The following is a 22,235-nucleotide window of genomic DNA, read 5'->3' on the forward strand; positions in this document are numbered from 1 at the left end:
AACGGAGGTAGACCGATGAGCAAGACCAGTCCTACCGCAAGCCGCTCCTTCCTATTCGCTATTGTGCTCAGCATCCTCTACGCGGCAATCGGACTCACCCACTACTATCTCGCCTACTACAATGAGCAACTGCTTCGGATTGAACCCATCATCACCTTGCTGCTAGCTGTCTTATTCTCCATGCCCATCATCCTCTTCATTCGACATGGCTACTGGCGTGTCACGATGCTCGCCCTGCTCCTCTTCGTACCCATCTATGCGGCTGCTGCCTACTTGTTCGATTACGCGGAGCTGCTGCCCTTCAAGGACGAGATGTTCACCTTCATCATTCTAGGCTTCAATGTGACGAGTGTCGTGTTCGGTATCCTGCTCGGTGTCGCTGTGAATGCGTTAGTACGCTTCAGACAAGGGATAGAGACTGAGGGTACCGCGCGAAGCCGTACGGAGCATTCAGTGGATTAAGCTGATTCAAGCGATGGTCATCAGGGTAAGTAAGCGAAGGCGTCGAGTTCTAATCCGGCGTCCCCTCCCATAAGCTAGTCTTAGTATTGACTGGGAGGGGACGAGTCTATGAATGACCAATTGAAGGGGCAGAAGCGGCAGGAAGTGAAGATGCTGAACCGCAAGCTGCTGGAGATTACAGGCGTATTGAATGTGGAGAGCTTCGACAGCGAAGAATTCCTGCTGGAGACGGATCTTGGCTTCCTGACGATTAAGGGACAGAACTTGCATATTAAGCATCTAAGCTTGGAGCAAGGCTTAGTTGCCATTGAAGGCTATGTCCACTCTCTCGCCTATCTGGACGCTAACACTTCTTCCAAGTCCAGGGGATTGCTAGGGAAGCTATTCAAGTGACACTTAGCATGCAATGGTGGACGATGGCCATGATGCTGCTGTCCGGCGTCGGCATGGGAGCGGTCTTCGATGGCTACCGGGTCGTGTCGAATGAGCTTAAGCTGGCTCGTTGGTGGCTTCCGATGCTCGACTTGATATACTGGACGGCTGCTACAATCATCGTATTCCGAGTGCTGTATGCCAGCAACAACGGCGAGGTGCGGGCGTATGTCTTCCTCGGGCTGCTCATTGGGGTTGTCTGTTATTACTGGCTGTTCAGCAAGCCGGTGATTGCGCTAACTGTATGGTTAATAGGGGCCGTGCGCGCTCTGATTCGCTTCTTCATGAAGTGCGTAGATATTCTCGTGATTAAGCCGATTCTATTATTGTACAAGCTTATTCTCGTCCTATTGGGCTTTGCCGCGGCGTTTACTGTATTCCTTTTGAAGATTGTGGTACAATTGGTACGTCCTTTTTGGCTATTGCTATTATGGATATTGAAGCCCGTTACTCGCCCTCTCGGAGGCTGGGTCATGCCCATAATTCGGAAGTGGGAGCTTCCTGCCAGATGGCAGAAGGTGAGAGGGGGAACAATAACTTTGTGGAAAAAATGGTTCTAGGAGGTAATAAGCGTTGGCGTCTTCAGCTGTTGTTAAGAATACTGTCCAGGCCGGATCTAAGCGAAGAATTAAGATATGGATGATCGGAATCGTGCTCTTCATGAGCTGGGCGACCTATACGATCCTGAACCAGGCAAGCCAGCAAAGTGCTACTAAAGCTAAGCTATCGTCTGTAATAGAGAGCAAGAGTGAGATTGAAGGAAAGAAGAGCGAGCTGCAGCAGCAGATCGACCGGCTCAGTGATCCCGAATATATTGCTCAGATTGCGACCAAGGAGCAAGGTATGGTCAAGCAGGGCGAGCAGCAAATTCACACGGAATAGACAGCCTGGCAGGGTGAACGTCTGTTGACCTTGCTTCTTGGCTTGCGCTATAATTAAAGTAGTTAGAACTATCGCAAAACGTTTAGGGAGGAACATTTTATTTTATGGCAATAGAAGTGGGCGCCAAGTTGGAAGGTAAAGTGACAGGCATTACGCATTTCGGGGCATTCGTCGACTTGTCGGGAGGTGTCACAGGGCTCGTTCACATCTCGGAGATTGCCGACAACTACGTCAAGGACGTGAAGGATCACCTGAAGATTGACGACGTCGTCAAGGTTAAGGTTATCAATGTGGACAAAGACGGTAAGATAGGGCTCTCCATTAAGCAAGCAATAGACCGTCCAGAAGGTCATCAGCCTCCTCCTGCACGCGAGCGTTCAGGCAGCGGTGGTGGTGGCGGCGAACGCTTCAATCGTCCTAGCGGCGGTGGTGGCGGCGGCGGGTTTAATCGTGGTCCCGGCGGCGGCGGCGGTCAAGATCGCGGCGGACGTCCTTTCAACAAATCCTCCCAAGGCAGAGCGCCATTCGGTAAGCCATCCTTCGAGGATAAAGTGTCACGCTTCCTGAAGGACAGTGAAGAACGTATCTCATCCCTTAAAAAGAACACGGAAGGCAAGCGCGGCGGCCGTGGAGCTAAGCGGGTATAACGCGCAGTCATATTTCATACAGGAGCAGAACCTTCGGGTTCTGCTTTTTTTGCGTCCGGATGCTAGTATGGAGAGCCGCTGGCACAAGCTGGGGAACTCCGGCACGGCACGGCTGGAGATGGAACAGCATCGGAATGTGATGCTTCAGCATTTCTGGTGAGCCGCATGCGCAGGTCCCACTGTCCTCCCTGCTCAGAGAGACTTAACGCGGATAAACCTCCTTAAGACCACTCTGACCCTCCAGCTAAGCCGACTTAACATGGAATATCCGCGTTAACGTATACTCGAACCCTGAGCATGTCGGCTCTCTAGCCTGTCCTGAAGCCCAACTCGCCCAACTCCAGCCCGCTATCTTCCTCCGCGGCAAGTAGAAGTCTGACGAATGGCTTGCCGAAGGATGCGGCTCATTGCTCATCAGCCTGTCCCCAGCCGAATGGTCTGTCGATTCCACCACTCTTATGCATGGCACCGATTTTTATTCCATAAATTTTCCCCGCGATAACCTAATAACCCGACAGGTTCGGACTCCGTTTCGCCAAAAATAAGAGCGCTTACAACTACAACTAGCTTCCAGCATTCCCCATCCACCAAATGTCGTGACAGAGTCGAATGCTTACGCCGCCTGCCTCCAGCGCCTCCTGACAAGCAGCGCGAGCGGCTGATTCTTTGTCGGAAAAAACTTTGGTTCGCCCTACGTCTTCTGACAAACTTCCTGTGAGGACCCTCCTATAATGGGGAACACGATAACAAAACGGAAATGGTGGTGTCTGAGCGTGGACAAGGAAAACGTAGTGATGTTTCCTGGAATAAAGAAGGCGGGCAGAGTGCAAGCGGCTATTCGCAAGGGAAGCGAGAGGGCAGCTGCTGCAAAATGGCTTCAAGTCGTAATCTCTAAGAAATGGGCCATTCTGCTCGTTGCGGTAGGCTTCCTGTTAGGCCGAGCTGTCATCCTGGAATCCCTTATGCCGTTCGCGGCAGCCTACTTCGCCGTCATCTACTTCATGCGTAAGGATATCTACTTATGGGCAGGCTTGTCCCTCGTCGTTGGAAGCTGGTTCGCCGTTACCCCTGCGCCGATGTGGATCGCGATGGAGATCGCAGTCCTGTATCTGCTCATACGAGGGTTAGAGACTTACGAGAAGGCCGAACTTTCCACCGCCCCGCTGCTCGTGTTCATCTCGACGATGCTTGTGCAGTTGTTCGGTGTTTTCATAGATAATGCGCTGGGCTGGTATGACTTCATGCTCGTGGCTGTAGAGGCGGGGCTCGGCTTCGTCCTGACGCTCGTGTTCATTCAAGCGATCCCTGTCCTGACGATGTCGAAGAAGACGGCATCTCTGAAGAATGAGGAGATCATCTGCCTAATGATTCTCCTCGCATCCGTCATGACAGGCGCCGTCGGCTGGGTGTTCTACGATATGTCGGCCGAGCATGTGATGTCCCGGTATATGCTGCTGCTGTTCGCGCTTGCTGGCGGTGCGCCTCTGGCGGCTTCGGTCGGAGTCGTCGCTGGACTCATCTTGAGCCTGGCAGACATTCACTCCATCGTACAGATGAGCCTTCTCGCCTTCTCTGGTCTATTAGCCGGACTGCTCCGTGAAGGAGGGAAGATGGCAGTGGCGTTCGGCATGCTGCTCGGAACGTCCATCTTGTCCATCTATGTAGGCAACCAAGCCGACGTGATGTCGTCCACTTGGGAGTCTGTCGCCGCAGCGGTGTTATTCATGCTTACCCCGAGAATGATGATTCGAACCATCGCTCGGTACGTTCCCGGAACGAACGAGCATGCGAAGTCGCAGCATGAATATGCGAAGCGTGTGAGAGAGGTGACCGCACAGCGAGTATCGCAGTACTCGGAGGTGTTCAAGCAGCTGTCCCGCAGCTTCGGTCAACTGAATGGAGGGGAAGTAGCGGCGAAGCGGGAGGAGGAGCTCGGTCACTTCATGAACGCCGTGGCGGAGAGGAGCTGTGCGACCTGCCATCGGAAGAATATGTGCTGGGAGGACAAGTTCTATCAGACCTACAAGGTCATGACAGAGATGATGACGACGGTGGAAGGAGATAAGGTGCCGGCGGTGAATGATATTCCCCGCTCTTGGGCAGCCCATTGCATCAAGACGAACCAGGTGCTCTCCTTGATGAAGAGCCAGTATGAGCTGTACAAGAATGATATGCATTGGAAGAAGCAGATCTATGACTCCCGTCAATTGGTCGCCGATCAGCTGTCGGGCGTATCCCAGGTGATGGAGGACCTGGCCAGAGAGATTAAGCGGGAGGGACAGACGCTGCATCTGCAGGAGGAGCAGATTAGAGAAGCCTTGGAGGGGCTTGGCCTATCGATTCAGGACATCGATGTCATTAATCTGGAGGAGGGGAACGTTGAGGTAGAGGTATATCATCTGTTCGGAGGAGGCTATGACGAGTGTCGCAAAATCATCGCACCGCTCCTCTCGGACATTCTCGGCGAGCATATCGCCGTGAAGTCTGAGCGGCGGCCGGAGCGGAACGGCGAGCCTACGCTCGTGGTGTTCGGCTCGGCGAAGGAGTTCGAGATCGAGACCGGCATTGCCGGGGCAGCCAAGGGCGGCGACCTGCTGTCGGGAGACAGCTTCACGCTCGTGGAGCTTGGCAACGGCAAGTATGCGGTGGCCATATCCGACGGCATGGGCAACGGCGAGCGTGCCCGCCAAGAGAGCAGTGCAGCCTTGTCCATTCTGCAGCAGCTGCTGCAGTCGGGGATGGATGAGAAGCTGGCCGTGAAGTCGGTCAACTCTGTCCTGCTGCTGCGCTCGAGCGACGAGGTGTTCGCCACGGTGGACTTAGCGCTTATTGATCTGAATACGGCGAAGACGACCTTCATGAAGATCGGCTCTACCCCAAGCTTCATCAAACGAGGAAACGAGGTGATTCCGATCACGGCGAACAATCTGCCTATCGGCATCCTGCAGGATATTGATATTGATCTGGTGACGATGCAGCTGCAGCCAGGGGATACGCTCATTATGATGAGCGACGGCATCTATGATGCTCCTGGGCTTGCGGTGAACAAGGAGATGTGGATGAAGCGGGTGCTCGGCGAGATGAAGACGAATGACCCGCAGGAGATGGCCGATGCGCTGCTGGAGACGGTCGTCCGCCATCATGATGGAGCGATTATCGACGATATGACGGTCGTCGTAGCACGTGTGGACAAGCATATGCCGGAGTGGGCGTCATTCCGCTGGCCGGGAGTATCCAAAATCGAGCGTCCAAGGACGGTGAGCTAAGATGGCAGCAATTACGATAGGTTGGGGTCAAGCGATTAAGGGAGCGGTATCTGCCTTGAGGAAGATGATTCATACGATTGGAAGCGGGCTGCAGGGGGAGAAGAGAGAGGGATTAGAGGTAATGGAAGAGGAAGGGGCCGTGAGCTTAACGTATGCGATTCCGGCAGGGGGAATAGTTATTGGTGGGACGCCAGATGCAGCGATGTCCACGCCGACCAGAGCAGGAGGGGCGAGCTTCAGCGCTGCCCAGGTGAAGGGGATCCGCGCGGCAGCAGCCGAAGCAGCGGCTGCTGCGGCCTTGGCAGCAGGGGGAGTGCCGGGAACTGCTGCAGCTGCAGGAGGGTCAGACCGGCATAGACCGAAGCTAGGCCAACTCATTGCGATGCCGGTTCGCAAGCAACCAGCGGCGTCGAGCGACAAGGCGAGATGGCTTCGTGAGGGCTATACAGAGACGCGCAAGAGCGGGGCGAAGGTGCTTGCCTTCGACAAGTCGCGGCAAGGAGGAGGGCACCCGGCACAGAGAGATCGAATCATCAGTGGCGCAGAGCAAGCGGTGCACACAGAGGGCAAGAAGCAGCGGCATGCGGAGTCTCGTGAACGAGCAGCCAGCCAGCCGAGAGGCTCACCTGCTGTGCAGACAGCCAGATGGGAGACAGATGCCTAAGCATTTTGCATACCAACAAGATCTATTCCTGCTAATATGAAGGAGAAGAAGGAGGAGACGCCTATCGGCCCATCTAGCAACTTCTGCCCGTAATCACTGTAATCATCCTATACTCATCGACAGTCTTATGAGGGCTGTTCCCTATACAAGACATCTAGTATGCCCATTCGCATACGGATGTCTTATTCGTATTGGGGCTGGAACCGCAGATTAGAAGGTTAAGAGAGCTCATTCTAGGCAAAGCTGTTAGTAGATGCTAGAAGGAGGGAACAGCAATGAAGCAGATTCTATTGATTACGGATGGGTGCTCCAATGTAGGTACAAGTCCGGTCGTAGCGGCGGCACATGCGAAGGCGGAAGGGATATCGGTGAACGTCGTCGGGGTGCTGGACTATGGCGATGTGGGAGAACTCGGTGCTGCAGAGATTGAAGAGATTGCTAGAGCTGGCGGAGGGATGAGCCGCCTTGTCCATATGAGGCAGCTGTCACAGACTGTTCAGATGATGACGCGCAAGACGGTCATGCAGACGGTGCAGCTGGCTGTGCAGAAGGAGCTGAAGCAGGTGCTGGGCAACGGGTCGATCGAGGCGCTGCCTCCAGAGAAGCGCGGCGAAGTCGTCCGGGTCATTGACGAGCTGGGCGAGACGCAGGCGCTGAAGGTTGCTCTGCTGATTGATGCGAGCGCGAGCATGAAGCCGAAGATGGCAGCGGTCGAGGAGGCCATTCAGGACCTCATGCTGAGCTTGCAGGCTCGGCAGGGGAAGAGCGAGCTGTCTGTCTTTCATTTTCCAGGAACGCGGCATGGCGAGGAGTGTGTGCTAGACCGGGATTGGACCTCCAATCTGAACGGGGTGCATGCGATATTCCCGAGATTGCAGATGGGAGGAACGACGCCGACGGGACCTGCTCTGATGCATGTGATTGATTTTTACCGCGGGGGGGATTATGGTAAGAGAAGCAGAGATGAACGGGATGGGATGATGAGTGACTACGTCGTATAACTTAAGCTTGCGCAAGGGCACTATCATTACGGGGAAGTGGAAGCAGGGAAGGTACCTGGTCGAGCGGCTGCTGGGCGAGGGGGCGAACGGCAAGGTGTACCTCGTACAGCGCGATCGGGTGTGGTATGCGCTCAAGGTCGGGGCGGATGCGGTCGATCTTCAGTCGGAGATTAACGTGCTCCAGTCGCTGTCCAAGCTGAAGAGCTTCGGCGGAGGGGAACCGTTCCTCTATGACGTCGATGACTTCAGCGATGTGACGGGCAAGGACTATCCGTTCTATACGATGCGGTACGTGCGCGGTGTGACGCTCTCGGAGTACATGGATCAGAATGGGAAGGAATGGTTCCCGCTGGTCGTGCTGGGACTGCTGAACAAGCTGTCTGTGCTGCATGAGAACGGATGGGTGTTCGGGGATCTCAAGGTGGAGAATATTCTCGTCGCCGATTACGGCAACGTGGAACTCGTCGACTACGGCGGCGTGACCGCCGCAGGCAAGGCTGTTCGCCAGTTCACCGAGATCTATGACCGCGGCTACTGGAATGCGGGCTCGCGCTCGGCCGATGCTCGCTACGACCTGTTCTCGCTGGCGGTGCTCTGCCTCCAGCTGCACGAACCCAAGCGGCTGCAGCAGCTGACCGCCGCGCTGCTGCCGCAGAACCGCTCGCCCGAGGAGCTCCTCCGGCTCGCGGAAGCCAGCCAGCCGCTGAGGCCCGTCAGCGGCTGGCTGGAGCAGGCCCTCGCCGGCCGCTTCGCCAGCGCCGGCGAGGCCGCGGCCGCATGGCGTACGCACATGCACCCGCGGCGGGCCAAGCAGCGGCCGGCGGCGTCTACGCCCGGCTGGCTCAAGGGGCTGTTCGCCGGCTCGGCGCTCCTCCTCGCCGCCTCCGTGTACTGGTTCATCGTGCGAGGCGGCATGTAGCGCGAGTAGCAGCATGATTAGATGGGTAATGGGGTGTAAGGTTGCATGCACGAGCAGAACAGCGATATCTTGAAGCGGGTCAGCGAGCTCGCAAGGACGGAGGGGCTCTGGCAGGAAGGCGATACGGTGGTGACGGCGGTGTCCGGCGGCCCGGATTCAATGGCGCTCCTCCATATGCTGGCTAAGTTAGCCGAATTACATAAGCTTACGATTGTGGCCGCCCATGTGAATCATGGCTTCCGGGAGGCCTCCGCGGGAGAAGCAGAGACGGTGAGGCGGTTCTCGGAGGAGCTCGGTCTTCCGTTCGAATATGCCGTCTTCGATCTGCCTGCTTATATAGTAGAGACAGGAATGAACGCGCAGGCGGCAGCCCGGAGCAAGCGGTACGGCTTCCTGGAGCAGACGGCTGCGAAGTACGGAGCGTCCAAGATTGCGCTGGCCCACCATGGCGACGATCAAGCCGAGACCGTGCTCATGCGCTTCATCCGGGGAACCGGCCCGGGCGGGTTAGCTGGAATTACCATGAAGCGCAGCTTGAGAAACGTGGAACTCATCCGCCCGCTGCTTCGTATGAACAAGTTAGACTTGCTCCGTTACTGCGAGAAGCATGCGGTGCCTTACTGCATCGACAGCAGCAACGAACAACGCTATTATTTCCGGAATAAGATCCGGATGGACGTCCTTCCTTACTTGTCCCAATATAATCCGCGGCTCACGGAATCCTTGCAGCATCTGTCCGAGATGGCGCATGGCGAGGATGAGTGGATGGAGAGCCAGACCTTGCAGCAATTCCAGATGATCGTCGTTCAGCGGCCCGAGGGATACGCCTTGGCGTGCAAGGATTTGACCGGTCTTCACGTCGCTTTACAAAGGAGATTGATTAAACTAATATTAAATTATCTGTCACAGGAAGCGGATTCCATCTCCTACGAGCAGATTGAGGGGATGCGGGCTGCAGCAAGGCCGGATGCTCCCAGCACTTGGCAGGCGGATGTACATGGCGGAATCAAGTGCGTGCGGGAATACGACCTTCTGCGATGGCAGAGGGTGAGTGCCGGGAGTGACCGCGCAGCTGGCTTCAGCTGCATCGTTCCAGAGCACGGAGAGCTTCCGCTGCCTGTCAGCGGCTATGTGCTGGAAGCGCTCGGAGCAGGGGATAGACGTGTGGCAGGAGATCGGTTCGAAGCCTTCTTCGACGCCGCCGAGCTTCATTATCCGCTCACGGTTCGAAGCCGGCAGCCCGGAGATCGAATTCAAGTATTAGGATTAAATGGTTCCAAAAAGGTGCAAGATATGTTCGTCGATGAGAAGGTTCCGCCGTCCGAGCGGGACAGGTACCCTCTCTTAGCGGACGCGGATGGCCGGCTGCTCTGGATTCCCGGAATTCGGCGTTCCGCCCATGCGCTGGTCGGTCCTCAGACGAAGCACGTCATCGGCTTCCGGCTGCGCAAGGCAGATGCGCTGGATAACGAATAAGATGCACTGGTATACTCATAAACATAGTTATTACACGTAGGGGGATTCTCAAGTTGCTGAATGATATTCAAGAGGTATTGTATGACAAGGAACAGATCGCAGCTAAGGTGAAGGAGCTCGGAGAGATCTTGAGCCGGGACTTCGAAGGGCGTAATCCGCTCGTGATCTGCGTCCTTAAGGGCGCATTCATCTTCATGTCCGATCTGGTTAAGGAGATGAATATCAAGCTGGAGCTTGACTTCATGGCGGTATCGAGCTACGGGGCTTCGACCAAGTCGTCAGGCGTCGTGAAGATCATTAAGGATCTGGATGTCTCCGTGGAAGGCCGGGATGTCCTCATTGTCGAGGATATCATCGACAGCGGGCTGACGCTCAGCTATCTGATTGATGTGCTGGAGCGCCGCAATGCGAAGTCGGTTACGGTTGTCACCTTGTTCGACAAGCCTGCACGCCGCACCGTCGATCTGGAGGCGGATTATACAGGCTTCACCCTTCCGGATGCCTTCGTCGTAGGCTATGGCCTCGACTATGCAGAGAAGTATCGCAACCTTCCGCTTATCGGTGTGCTCAAGCCGGAAGTTTACGAATAAATTTGATTAAGCGATTCACCCTTGCATGTCCCGCTCGTCACAGGAGGTTCTATTGTGATGGAAAGTCATGCTATGGTAAAATATTTTAAGCGTCTTGAGAGGAGGTAGGGGATGAATCGGATCATCCGCAATACTGGTTTTTATTTGATCATCTTTTTGGTGACCGTCGGGATCGTTCAATTTATTAGCAACCAGAATGACACCACCGTAGGCATTCGCTATGATCAGCTTCGACAGGCTATCAGTGACGACAACGTAGCTAAGCTTACGATGAAGTACGATGGTCAGACTTATTGGGTCACAGGTAAATATAGAAAAGCTCCTGCTGATGCGGAGAGCGATCAATTCGTATCAAGAGTTCCTCTCGAAGCCGGCGAGGATTTGAAGGATGCGGGGGAGAAGTACAAGTTCGAGTTTGAAGCGAAGAAGATGGATACGCCTAGCATTTGGCTGACGTTCCTTACTTCCATCATTCCTTTTGTGATTATTTTCATCCTGTTCTTCTTCCTTATGAATCAAGCCCAGGGCGGCGGCGGCAAGGTCATGAACTTCGGCAAGAGCCGTGCGCGTCTGTACAATGAAGAGAAGAAGCGCATCACGTTCGAGGATGTTGCGGGGGCAGACGAAGAGAAGCAGGAGCTGGTGGAGGTCGTTGACTTCCTGAAGGATCCGCGCAAGTTCAACCTGGTTGGCGCACGTATTCCGAAGGGCGTCCTGCTCGTCGGTCCTCCAGGTACAGGTAAGACGTTGCTGGCCAGAGCCGTTGCAGGCGAAGCCGGCGTGCCGTTCTTCTCCATCTCCGGTTCGGACTTCGTCGAGATGTTCGTCGGTGTCGGCGCATCCCGTGTCCGTGACTTGTTCGAGAATGCGAAGAAGAACGCGCCATGTATCATCTTCATCGATGAGATCGATGCCGTAGGCCGTCAGCGTGGAGCTGGACTCGGCGGCGGACATGATGAGCGCGAGCAGACGCTGAACCAATTGCTCGTAGAGATGGATGGCTTCGGTGCGAATGAGGGAATCATCATCGTTGCTGCAACGAACCGTCCGGATATTCTCGATCCTGCCTTGCTTCGACCGGGCCGCTTCGACCGTCAGATTACGGTCGACCGTCCAGATGTGAAGGGCCGCGAAGCGGTACTGAAGGTACACGCTCGCAACAAGCCGCTCGACAAGGATGTCCGTCTGGACATTATTGCGAAGCGCACAACAGGCTTCACCGGTGCGGATCTGGAGAACTTGCTGAATGAAGCAGCCCTCCTGGCAGCCCGTCGCAACAAGAAGGACATCGCGATGAATGAAGTGGACGAAGCGATTGACCGCGTTATCGTTGGTACGCAGAAGAAGAGCCGCGTCATCTCCGATCGCGAGAAGCGTATCGTCGCTTATCACGAAGCAGGACACACCATTGCCGGTTACTTCCTGGAGCATGCCGACATGGTTCACAAGGTGACGATTATCCCGCGCGGCCGTGCCGGCGGATATGTCATTATGCTTCCGAAGGAAGACCGTATGCTCGTCACGAAGCAAGAGCTTCTCGATAAGGTTACGGGATTGCTTGGCGGACGCGTTGCCGAGGAGCTGTTCATCGGTGAGATCGGCACTGGCGCATACAGCGACTTCAAGCAAGCGACTTCCATCGTACGCAGCATGATTATGGAGTACGGGATGAGCGACAAGCTTGGACCGATGCAGTTCGGCAGCTCCTCCCAAGGTCAAGTGTTCCTGGGCCGTGATATCGGACATGAGCAGAATTACTCGGACGCGATTGCCTACGAGATTGACCAAGAGATGCAGAACTTCATCACGCAATGTTATGACCGTGCGAAGACTCTCCTTAGTGAGAAGAGCAAGGAGATGCATCTCATTGCGAACACGCTGCTAGAGGTTGAGACGCTCGAGCTGGAGCAGATTAAGCGACTGATCGAGACGGGTTCACTGGATGGCAAGCTGCCTGAGGGCAGTTCCGCTCCTGAGGGTGAATCGACGGCTGATCCAATTGTAGACACGGTTGGCGGCGTCAAGGTTCGCATTCAGACTCGTGAAGGCGAGATCGAACCTCCTGCTCTTGATGAGAACAAGGGTGAAGGCTCAGACGACCCGAATAAACAATAACAACATTGGGCATGAACATATTTCAACTTAAGAAGCTATCCCGACCCACTTTTTGTGGCGGGATAGCTTTTTTCACGCATTATGGGGAGATTATGGGGAATAATAGGGATTGAGCGATGAGATCCTTGGATTTATGCTAAGGAAGGGCTTGAACAATGTTCGGGAATAGCCGATAATAGGGATGTTACGGCTTCATTAACTACCCTTAAGTGGGGTAATATTCTTTGTTTTATGGCCAGAATCTTACATTTAAGTTACATCGTGAACATCAATGAGTTGTTGACTGCCATGAATTCGATGGAACACGTCACCTTTCCTGACACAATTTCATTGACGTTTGAACTTTTGTAATTATAATGGTGTAGTAACAGCCGTGAAGAGCAGAGACTATGTACACGTACGATGAGGCAGCAGCTATTCCGGGCAGGACCAATAATAAGAGCAGGGGAGAGATCGCAATGAAGAAACAACTTAGCTGGACATTAGTACTCGTCCTAGTGCTGACGCTTGTCCTATCCGCATGCGGCGCGAAGAACAATGAGGACGGCAAGAACAACAATACCGGCGGCAACGCAGGCAATGAGGCATCACCATCACCAGATGCTCCGAAGTCGGATCTCAAGATTGGTATGGTTACAGATGTAGGCGGCGTGAATGACAAGTCGTTCAACCAGAGCGCATGGGAAGCTCTTCAGCAAGTGAAGAAGGATACCGGCGCAGAGGTCAAATACTTAGAATCCAAGGGCGATGCAGACTTAGAGCCTAACCTGAATCAATTCGTACGTGATAAGTATGACCTGACTTGGGGAATCGGCTTCCTATTCTCCGAAGCGATGGCTAAGGTTGCGAAGGATAACCCGGACGCGAAGCTTGCTATCATCGACAACGTGGTAGAGGCGCCTAACGTAGCTTCCGTTACATTCGCGGAGCATGAAGGTTCTTACCTGGTAGGCGTGGTAGCTGGCCTGATGACGAAGACGAACAAGATTGGCTTCGTTGGCGGCATGAAGATTCCGGTCATTACGAAGTTCGAAGCAGGCTTCGTAGCTGGCGTGAAGGCAGTTAAGCCTGATGCTAAGGTATCCATTAACTACACAGGCGACTTCGGTAAGCCTGACCTGGGTAAGGCAGCTGCTGCAACGATGTACAATGACGGTGTGGACATTATCTTCCACGCTTCCGGCGCAACAGGCAACGGCGTATTCAATGAAGCGCAGGAACGTGTGAAGTCCGGCAAGAAGGTATGGGTTATCGGCGTCGATAAGGACCAATCCCTGGAGTTCGGTGATGAAGTGACACTGACTTCGATGACGAAGGGTGTTAAGGCCGCTGTTGAGAAGATCTCCAAGGATCTTGTTGATGGCAAGTGGGCAGGAGGTTCCGTTCAAGAGCTGGGTCTGAAGGATGATGCGGTTGGTCTTCCAGAGACTTCTACGAAGAACGTGCCTGCTGACGTACTGACTAAGGTGGAAGAGTACAAGGCGAAGATCGTATCCGGCGAGATCAAGGTCCCAACTGAGCCTGGCAAATAACACTTGCATAGACGGCTCGGAACTCGATCTTGAGGTAAGGCAGATTGATTATCCGACAAGACCGGCTTAGGGGCCGGTCTTGTCCTGTTTTATGAATTCATAGGTAAGTATTTAGTCACCGGATCCTATCGGGGAGATGATGAGAATGGACCAGAGCATACCAGCTGTTGAGCTGAAGGGTATTACGAAGCGATTCCCTGGCCTCGTCGCCAATGACTCCATTAATTTTGAACTGCGCCGCGGTGAGATTCATGCACTGCTGGGCGAGAACGGCGCTGGCAAGTCCACGCTAATGAATATTCTATTCGGATTGTATCAGCCCGATGAAGGCGAGATTGTTGTGAACGGTGTTCCTACTGTCATTGATGGCGCTTCCACAGCAATTGATCTTGGCATTGGCATGGTTCATCAGCACTTCAAGCTCGTAGAGCCCTTCACAGTGGCTGAGAATATCGTGCTTGGCAATGAGCCTCGTAACGGAATTGCGATTAGCTACAAGCAAGCGAATGATAAGGTTCGGAGCATCTCCGAGCGCTATGGTCTGAGAGTAGATCCGCAGGTGCGGATTCAAGATATAACCGTTGGGATGCAGCAGCGCGTCGAGATTCTGAAGACGCTGTATCGCGGTGCCGACATCCTCATCTTCGATGAGCCGACGGCCGTGCTCACCGTTCAGGAGATTGAAGAGCTGATTGAGATTCTTCGCAGCTTGGCTGCGGAAGGCAAGTCCATCATCCTCATCACGCACAAGCTGAAGGAGATTATGACCATTGCGGATCGAGTGACCGTTATTCGCCGAGGCAAGGTCATCCGTACGGTGCTGAAGGCAGAGACGAATGAGAAGGAGCTCGCTTCCCTCATGGTCGGTAGAGAAGTGAACTTCCAAGTGTCGAAGACGAAGAGCACGCCGGGCGACGTAGTCCTGTCGGTCAATCATCTTCAGATGAAGGGTGAGCAGGGTAAGTCGATCCTGAACGGCGTCGAATTCCAGATTCGTGCGGGTGAGATCCTTGGTATTGCGGGAGTAGACGGCAACGGCCAGAGCGAGCTTGTACAAGCGATTACGGGAATGCGCAGCCTGCAAGGCGGAGTTGTGCAGCTGAACGGAAGAGACGTCACGAATCGCTCCCCGCGTGAGATCTCCGTAGCTGGAGTTGGTCATATTCCAGAGGATCGACACAAGCACGGCCTCGTCCTAGACTTCTCTCTGAGCGAGAATATGATTCTCGGCAGCTACTTCGAGCCGGAATTCGGACGCGGCCTATTCCTCGACTTCAAGGCGATGAATACACTTGCGAGCAAGCTGGTGGATGAGTTCGATGTGCGTACCTCTGGTATCGGTGTGCAGGCAAGGGCATTATCCGGAGGGAATCAGCAGAAGGCTATCATTGCTCGCGAACTATGGCAAGATCCAGACCTTCTAATCGCAGTTCAGCCTACACGCGGCCTTGATATCGGAGCGATTGAATATGTGCACAAGCGTCTCGTGGAAGCCAGGAATAATGGCAAGGCCATCCTGCTGATCTCCTTCGAGCTGGACGAGCTCTATGCCCTCTCTGATCGGATTGCTGTTATGTATGAAGGCAGACTGATGGGCGAAGTGGACGCGGATGTTCGAGACGATGAGCAGCTAGGCCTGATGATGGCAGGAAATACGGTAGAGGAAGGACGAGTGTCATGAACACAGGCGGTAAGGTATTCAACAAGTCTTCGATTCTCGTCCCGCTCACAGCCATTATATTAGGCTTGATTACTGGGGCCATTGTCATGCTGGCCGGCGGTTATGATCCGATCTTGGCGTACTCTTCACTGTTCGGCAAGCTGTTCGAGCAGCCTTATGATCGGGCGGAAGCTGTCCGCGCGATTACTCCCCTTATTTTCACCGGTCTCGCCATCGCCTTCGCCTTCCGTACGGGGTTGTTCAACATTGGGGCAGAGGGACAATTCGTCATGGGGATGACAGGGGCTACTATAATCGGGGTCTCCATCGATGGATTGCCTTGGATCATTCATGCCCCGCTTGCCGTCATTGTCGGAGCGGTGTTCGGCGGCCTATGGGCTGCGATTGCCGGCTGGCTGAAGGCTGCTAGAGGCGTGAATGAAGTCATCTCGGGCATTATGCTGAACTGGATTGCGCTATTCCTGGCGAACTTCTTAATGGCCAGATTCTTCGTCATGCCGAACCAACAGAAGACGGAGACGGTTCCGGGCTCGGCATCCATGGCCATCGGCTGGTTATCCGAACTGATGGACAATGCTCGCGTTCACTGGGGAACACTCGTAGCTGTTATCTGTGTAGTCGTGTTCTTCATCATCCTGTGGAAAACAAAGCTAGGCTACGAGCTGCGTGCGGTCGGCCACAATCCAGACGCGGCTCATTATGCAGGTATGAACGTCAATCGTACTCTCATGAAGTCTATGTTCATTAGCGGTGTGTTCGCTGGTCTGGGCGGAGCATTCGAGATTCTAGGGGTATTCGGCTACCAGACCGTAATGGCAGGCCTTCCGGGCTACGGCTTCGATGGCATCGCGGTTGCTCTGCTGGGAGGCAATACGCCAATCGGTGTCCTGCTGGGTGCGGTGCTCTTCGGAGGATTAAGCTACGGTTCAGCAGGAATGAGCTTCGGGGCAGAGGTGCCTCCGGAGATCGTGCGGATCGTGATCGGCTCGGTAGTCTTCTTCGTAGCGGCACACGGTATCGTGAAGTTCCTATTGAAGCCGTTCATGGCACGTCGAGCAGATAAGCGGAAGGAGGCAGCTTAACATGGAGATACTTGGACAACTCATTAATACGACGCTGGTCTTCTCGGCTGCTCTTATCTTCACCGCTCTCGGCGGCTTATTCTCGGAACGCTCAGGGGTGATTAACATCGGACTGGAAGGTCTGATGGTCGTGGGCGCATTCTCCGCGGCAGTCGTGACCGATTATTCCATTCGTGCAGGCTACGGAGGCGCATCGCCATGGATTGGATTCCTGGCGGCTCTGATCTTCGGTATTCTATTCTCCTTGCTCCATGCGGTATCGACCATTACGTTCCGAGCGGACCAGACGGTCGTCGGCGTCGTCATTAATATACTTGCTCTCGGCTTCTCCATCTACTTGACCAAGAGCTTGTATGAAGGCTCCGGCCAGACGCCTACACTTGAGGAGACGTTCCACAAGTGGCATATTCCGGGCTTGTCTGATATCCCCTTGCTCGGGGAAGCGATCTTCACCGCCCATCCAACGACGTATATCGTCATTCTGCTAACTATAGTAAGTTACTATGTGTTGTACAGAACTCCGTTCGGCCTGCGCCTCCGCTCCGTCGGAGAGCATCCGAGCGCAGCCGATACGGTTGGAATTAACGTCAATCGCTATCGCTACATCGGTGTGATGATATCTGGTGCGCTTGCCGGTCTTGGCGGGGCAACGATTACGCTCACGACGACCAGCAACTTCGCGCACAACACGATCTCCGGCCAAGGCTTCATCGCGATTGCTGCCTTGATCTTCGGCAAGTGGAATCCGATTGGTGTAGCTGGAGCGGCAATCTTCTTCGGCTTCGCACAGGCGCTGCGCAACTTTGCTCAATTGTATGAGTGGTCGCAGAGCATTCCGACCGAATTCTTCTACATGCTGCCGTACTTGCTCACCTTGATTGTCCTTGCTGCAGCCGTAGGACGCTCCACGGCGCCGAAGGCGCTCGGTCAGCCCTACGACCCAGCCAAGCGGTAGCCTTATTAGTATTGGAACAGCCCTGCAGACCTGTGTGAATGACATATGGACTGCAGGGCTTGTTTTTTTATAACAAGTGCCGCTGGCATCGTATATCCGTTGTTGACAGGTTCCTTAAGCGAGTGTAAATTAAATCTTAATCAAATGAATTTATCCCTTTTGGTTTACACTATAGGCAACGACTCTATAAGTTTGTGCATGATTTCACAATGTCACCTGCTTACATCAGTCTGCGCCCCATTCGGAATGGGCACTTCACCTAGAAGCCCCCATCCCTCATAAGAGGAGAGGATTACCTGTGGAAGCATTAGCACTGGAACGCAAGGCAGAACAGAACAGGGAATTGCGTGAACGGCTGCTGCAATTGAAGCAAGAGCGTAATGCCATCATATTAGCTCATTATTATCAGCGTGATGAGATTCAAGAGGTTGCCGACTTCCGCGGTGACTCGTTCCTGCTCGCCCAGAAGGCAGCGGAGACCGATGCCGATGTCATTGTATTCTGTGGCGTTCACTTCATGGGCGAGAGTGCGAAGATCCTCGCGCCGAACAAGACGGTCATTATCCCGGACGAGCGGGCTGGCTGTCCTATGGCGGATATGGTCAATGTAGACGGCCTTCGCAAGCTGAAGGCCCAGCACCCGAATGCCAAGGTCGTGACCTACATTAACTCCTCTGCAGAGATTAAGGCGGAGACCGATATATGCTGTACGTCCGCCAATGCTGTGAAGGTCGTTAACTCGGTCGAGGGCGATGAGGTCATCTGGGTACCGGACAAGAATCTCGGCCATTATGTCCAGCAGCATACGGACAAGAAGATGATTATATGGGAAGGCTACTGCAACACTCATGACATGCTCACCGTCAAGGATGTTGAAGAGATGAAGGCCAAGTACCCGAATGCTCAGTTCGTCGTTCATCCAGAGTGCCGACCTGAAGTGGTAGAGCTCGGAGACTTCGTCGGAAGCACAACCGCTATCATTAAGTATTGCAAGGAATCAGACGTTCAGGAATTCATCGTAGGCACAGAGGATGGAACCGGTTACCAGCTTCGTCTGGACAGCCCGAACAAGACGTTCCACTTCGCCTCGAAGTATCTGGTCTGCCCCAATATGAAGGTCAACAACTTGAAGAAGCTGGTCCGCTGCTTGGAGACGATGCAGCCGCAGATCTACGTTCCGGAGCAAGTGGCGGAGCAAGCACGATTGTCCTTGGAGCGCATGCTGCTAGTTAAGTAGCCTGCGCTACTCCCATCTCTATGGAGGAGCAGCCATGATTCCAAGATATTTGGTTGACGTATCGCTGGATGAACTTCCAGTCATAACAACAGACGTGATTGTCATCGGGGCCGGCATTGCCGGTCTTTTTACCGCTATACGGGCAAGTGAGACAGGCTCTGTCCTCATGATTACGAAGAAGTCACTGCTCGACAGCAATACTCGCTATGCGCAGGGCGGCATCGCGGCCGTCATCTCCGAGGACGACTCACCCGCCTATCACAGGCAGGATACGCTAATCGCAGGAGCCGGACTCTGTTCGGATGAAGCGGTGAATATTCTTGTCCACGAAGGAACGAAGGGGGTCAAGGACCTCGTTAAAATGGGTACGCAGTTCGATCAGGAGAACGGGGAGTTCGCTCTGACGAAGGAAGGGGCGCATAGCCAGCGCCGCATTCTGCATGCCAATGGGGATGCTACAGGCTATGAGATCGTCCGTGCGCTCTCCGAGAAGGCAATGGAGAATCCGGCTATTGAAGTATGGGATGATCACTTCGTCATTGACCTCATTACGGATGATGGCGAATGTGTGGGGGCACTCGTGCAGAAGCCGGACGGATCCCGGTTATTCGTCCGAGGCAAGGCAACGGTACTATGCTCTGGCGGGGCCGGACAGCTGTATCGCTATACGACGAATCCCGAAGTGGCAACTGGAGACGGCATAGCCATGGCCTATCGCGCTGGCGCCTACATACAGGATGTGGAGTTCTTCCAATTCCATCCTACCTCACTCTGCTACCCAGGGGCGCCGCGCTTCCTGATCTCCGAAGCGGTTCGCGGGGAGGGCGCTGTCCTTCGCAACATTCGCGGGGAGCGCTTCATGGAGCGCTACCATCACCAGCTGGAGCTCGCCCCGCGCGATGTGGTGGCAAGGGCAATTGTGAGCGAGATGGAGGAGACGAAGTCCACCTTCGTCTATATTGACGTCACCCATGAGTCTGCCGATATGGTGAAGCATCGGTTCCCGAACATCTATGAGTACTGTCTGAGCTATGGTCTCGATCTGACGACCGATTGGATTCCGGTTGCACCGGCGGCTCATTATATGATGGGCGGAGTGAAGACCGACTTGAATGGAGAGACCAATATTAAGCGATTGTTCGCTTGCGGCGAAGTGTCTTCAACCGGTGTACATGGAGCGAACAGGCTCGCCAGCAATTCCTTGTCCGAAGCGATTGTATTCGGCCGCCGCATCATCAAGCGCATTCAAGAGCTGGACGGTCATTACGGTAGCATTCATGTCGAATACAAGCAGGAGCGCAGCGGCGTTCCGATGCAGGCTGTCGTTGAGAAGCGGCTGAAGCTGCAGAAGATTATGGTTCGCTATGCTGGCCTGCGGCGTGACGCGAAGGGGCTGGCCAAGGGGCTGGAGGAGCTGAAGCGCCAGCTGCCCATCTACCAGTCTGAGCTGACGAAGCGTGAGGAATATGAATTCGCTAATCTGCTTACGTGCGCCATGCTGACGACGGAAGCCGCTCTGCAGCGGGAAGAGAGCCGGGGGGCTCATTACCGGGAGGATTTTCCCGAACGGGATGACCTTCTCTGGCGCAAGCATACGGTGCTTCATCGGGAATACGGCTTAACAGAGGAGCGGATTGAGCATGATTGAATTACTCTCAGGCAGCTACAATGAGACACTGCGCGAGCAGATCAAGAGCTGGCTGGCAGAGGATATCGGGAGCGGAGACATCACGACAGCTTCAACGATTCCAGCGGGATCGTTGTCCAAGGCTGTTATTCATATGAAGGACAGCGGGGTAGTTGCCGGAATGCCGGTGGCGCAGCTTGTCTTCGAGATTGTAGATCCATCCCTTGAGTTCGAGGCGAAGGTGAGCGATGGCGACTCCGTGACTCACGGGACGATCATTGCAACGGTGGAAGGGAGTACGCACAGCTTGCTGACCGGGGAGAGGCTTGCCCTGAACCTGCTGCAGCGGCTGTCCGGTATTGCGACCAAGACCCAGAGCTTCGTTAAGGCGCTGGATGGACTGCCAACCCGACTAGTCGATACTCGCAAGACGACTCCAGGACATCGGATGCTGGAGAAGTACGCGGTTCGTGTCGGTGGCGGACATAATCATCGCTTCGGCTTATATGATGCGGTAATGATCAAGGACAACCATATCAAGGGTGCTGGTGGAATTCGTGCGGCCGTCGAAGCCTCGCGCAGAGTTATTCCACATACGATGAAGATTGAAGTAGAGACGGAATCGCTGGAGCAGGTAGAGGAAGCGCTGGCAAGCGGAGCAGATATTATTATGCTGGACAACATGGACACACAGCTCATGAAGCAAGCCGTAATGCTTATTAAGGAGAGATCTCCTCATGTCGTGGTCGAGGCATCCGGCGGCGTGCGCATCGACACCATCTATAGCATGGCCGCATGCGGGGTGGATGTCATCTCCGTAGGAGGCTTAACCTACTCCTTCCATGCGCTTGATATCTCGCTTGATCTGAACGAGAAGAAGGGGGGGCGCTTCTCTTGATTCTTGTCATTGATGTAGGCAATACGAATATTGTACTGGGCATCTACCGGAGCAAGGAGCTGCTCCACCACTGGCGTCTCAGTACGAATCGTTCCGCGACGGTAGATGAGTACGGCATTAATATCTACAATCTGTTCAGCTTCGCGGGGGTCAAGCTTGATCAGATTGAGGGAGTCATTATCTCGTCTGTCGTGCCTCCCCTCATGCGGACACTTGAGCAGCTATGTCTGAAGTATCTCCGCAAGTCGCCGCTTGTGGTAGGCCCTGGGGTCAAGACGGGCCTTAACATCCGCTATGAGAACCCTCGCGAGGTAGGAGCCGACCGCATCGTCAATTCCATTGCCGGTATTGAGAAGTATGGAACGCCGCTTATCGTCGTCGACTTCGGAACCGCCACTACCTTCGATTATATCGATGAGCATGGCAGCTACCTCGGCGGCGCCATCGTGCCTGGCATAGGCATCTCTACAGAAGCCTTGTACCAGAGGGCGGCCAAGCTTCCACGCATCGAGCTGGTCAGGCCGAAGTCGGTTATCGGGAGGAATCCTGTGACATCGATGCAGGCTGGCATTATATTCGGATATGCGGGGCAAGTAGATGGAATCGTACAGCGGATTCGCAAGGAGTTCCGCGTATCCCCGCGCGTCATTGCAACTGGAGGACTGGCTGAATTAATCGCAGCGGAATCGGACACGATTGAAGAGGTGGATCCGCTGCTTACCTTAGAGGGATTACGCATTATCTATGAGAGAAATCAGGAGGTGTAAGG

20 protein-coding genes are annotated in these 22,235 nt (G+C 54.3%); all 20 read left to right on the forward strand.

Annotated features, from left to right (window positions below):
- Positions 1 to 15 precede the first annotated feature (15 nt).
- Entirely contained in the window at positions 16 to 462 is a 447-nt protein-coding gene (locus ACFO9Q_RS10510) for a hypothetical protein (protein WP_379181573.1), read from the forward strand.
- Between the two features lie 108 nt (positions 463 to 570).
- On the forward strand, positions 571 to 855 hold the full coding sequence (gene yabP, locus ACFO9Q_RS10515) for a sporulation protein YabP (protein WP_379181575.1): 285 nt from the start codon (positions 571 to 573) through the stop codon (positions 853 to 855).
- Positions 852 to 1,454, forward strand: coding sequence for a spore cortex biosynthesis protein YabQ (gene yabQ / locus ACFO9Q_RS10520; protein ID WP_379181578.1), 603 nt, complete (start codon positions 852 to 854; stop codon positions 1,452 to 1,454). Before yabP ends, yabQ begins: the two co-directional genes overlap by 4 nt.
- 13 nt (positions 1,455 to 1,467) lie before the next feature.
- Positions 1,468 to 1,776: an FtsB family cell division protein gene (locus ACFO9Q_RS10525; RefSeq protein ID WP_379181580.1), complete on the forward strand. Its 309-nt coding sequence runs from the start codon at positions 1,468 to 1,470 to the stop codon at positions 1,774 to 1,776.
- Positions 1,777 to 1,880: 104 nt separating this feature from the next.
- Entirely contained in the window at positions 1,881 to 2,423 is a 543-nt protein-coding gene (locus ACFO9Q_RS10530; protein ID WP_379181583.1) for a S1 domain-containing RNA-binding protein, read from the forward strand.
- Between the two features lie 794 nt (positions 2,424 to 3,217).
- Entirely contained in the window at positions 3,218 to 5,689 is a 2,472-nt protein-coding gene (gene spoIIE / locus ACFO9Q_RS10535) for a stage II sporulation protein E (protein WP_379181585.1), read from the forward strand.
- A gap of 1 nt (position 5,690) precedes the next feature.
- Positions 5,691 to 6,353, forward strand: a complete 663-nt coding sequence (locus ACFO9Q_RS10540; protein WP_379181587.1) for a hypothetical protein — start codon at positions 5,691 to 5,693, stop codon at positions 6,351 to 6,353.
- A gap of 275 nt (positions 6,354 to 6,628) precedes the next feature.
- Positions 6,629 to 7,354: a vWA domain-containing protein gene (locus ACFO9Q_RS10545; RefSeq protein ID WP_379181589.1), complete on the forward strand. Its 726-nt coding sequence runs from the start codon at positions 6,629 to 6,631 to the stop codon at positions 7,352 to 7,354.
- Positions 7,338 to 8,273, forward strand: coding sequence for a serine/threonine protein kinase (locus ACFO9Q_RS10550; RefSeq protein ID WP_379181591.1), 936 nt, complete (start codon positions 7,338 to 7,340; stop codon positions 8,271 to 8,273). The genes ACFO9Q_RS10545 and ACFO9Q_RS10550 overlap by 17 nt, the downstream gene beginning before the upstream one ends.
- Before the next feature lie 45 nt (positions 8,274 to 8,318).
- Positions 8,319 to 9,749 carry a tRNA lysidine(34) synthetase TilS gene (tilS, locus tag ACFO9Q_RS10555; protein WP_379181593.1) on the forward strand — a complete coding sequence of 477 codons (1,431 nt, stop codon included), beginning with the start codon at positions 8,319 to 8,321 and terminating at the stop codon, positions 9,747 to 9,749.
- 53 nt (positions 9,750 to 9,802) lie between these two features.
- A complete protein-coding gene (gene hpt, locus ACFO9Q_RS10560; RefSeq protein WP_379181595.1) occupies positions 9,803 to 10,339 on the forward strand; it encodes a hypoxanthine phosphoribosyltransferase in 537 nt (178 codons plus the stop codon).
- Between the two features lie 111 nt (positions 10,340 to 10,450).
- On the forward strand, positions 10,451 to 12,454 hold the full coding sequence (ftsH, locus tag ACFO9Q_RS10565) for an ATP-dependent zinc metalloprotease FtsH (RefSeq protein WP_379181597.1): 2,004 nt from the start codon (positions 10,451 to 10,453) through the stop codon (positions 12,452 to 12,454).
- 458 nt (positions 12,455 to 12,912) lie between these two features.
- Positions 12,913 to 13,986, forward strand: a complete 1,074-nt coding sequence (locus ACFO9Q_RS10570) for a BMP family lipoprotein (RefSeq protein ID WP_379181600.1) — start codon at positions 12,913 to 12,915, stop codon at positions 13,984 to 13,986.
- A gap of 145 nt (positions 13,987 to 14,131) precedes the next feature.
- Positions 14,132 to 15,667 (forward strand): ABC transporter ATP-binding protein, encoded by a 1,536-nt coding sequence (locus tag ACFO9Q_RS10575; protein WP_379181602.1) that lies wholly within the window; start codon positions 14,132 to 14,134, stop codon positions 15,665 to 15,667.
- On the forward strand, positions 15,664 to 16,749 hold the full coding sequence (locus ACFO9Q_RS10580; RefSeq protein ID WP_379181604.1) for an ABC transporter permease: 1,086 nt from the start codon (positions 15,664 to 15,666) through the stop codon (positions 16,747 to 16,749). Before ACFO9Q_RS10575 ends, ACFO9Q_RS10580 begins: the two co-directional genes overlap by 4 nt.
- 1 nt (position 16,750) lies before the next feature.
- Positions 16,751 to 17,704 carry an ABC transporter permease gene (locus ACFO9Q_RS10585; protein WP_379181606.1) on the forward strand — a complete coding sequence of 318 codons (954 nt, stop codon included), beginning with the start codon at positions 16,751 to 16,753 and terminating at the stop codon, positions 17,702 to 17,704.
- Positions 17,705 to 18,002: 298 nt separating this feature from the next.
- On the forward strand, positions 18,003 to 18,941 hold the full coding sequence (gene nadA, locus ACFO9Q_RS10590; protein WP_379181608.1) for a quinolinate synthase NadA: 939 nt from the start codon (positions 18,003 to 18,005) through the stop codon (positions 18,939 to 18,941).
- A 34-nt stretch (positions 18,942 to 18,975) separates the two neighbouring features.
- On the forward strand, positions 18,976 to 20,589 hold the full coding sequence (nadB, locus tag ACFO9Q_RS10595) for an L-aspartate oxidase (RefSeq protein WP_379181610.1): 1,614 nt from the start codon (positions 18,976 to 18,978) through the stop codon (positions 20,587 to 20,589).
- Positions 20,582 to 21,466 carry a carboxylating nicotinate-nucleotide diphosphorylase gene (gene nadC / locus ACFO9Q_RS10600; RefSeq protein WP_379181612.1) on the forward strand — a complete coding sequence of 295 codons (885 nt, stop codon included), beginning with the start codon at positions 20,582 to 20,584 and terminating at the stop codon, positions 21,464 to 21,466. The genes nadB and nadC overlap by 8 nt, the downstream gene beginning before the upstream one ends.
- Entirely contained in the window at positions 21,463 to 22,233 is a 771-nt protein-coding gene (locus tag ACFO9Q_RS10605; protein WP_379181614.1) for a type III pantothenate kinase, read from the forward strand. The genes nadC and ACFO9Q_RS10605 overlap by 4 nt, the downstream gene beginning before the upstream one ends.
- Positions 22,234 to 22,235 lie beyond the last annotated feature (2 nt).

Origin of the sequence: Paenibacillus sp. GCM10023252 (assembly GCF_042653305.1) — a bacterium.
Lineage (GTDB): Bacteria > Bacillota > Bacilli > Paenibacillales > Paenibacillaceae > Pristimantibacillus.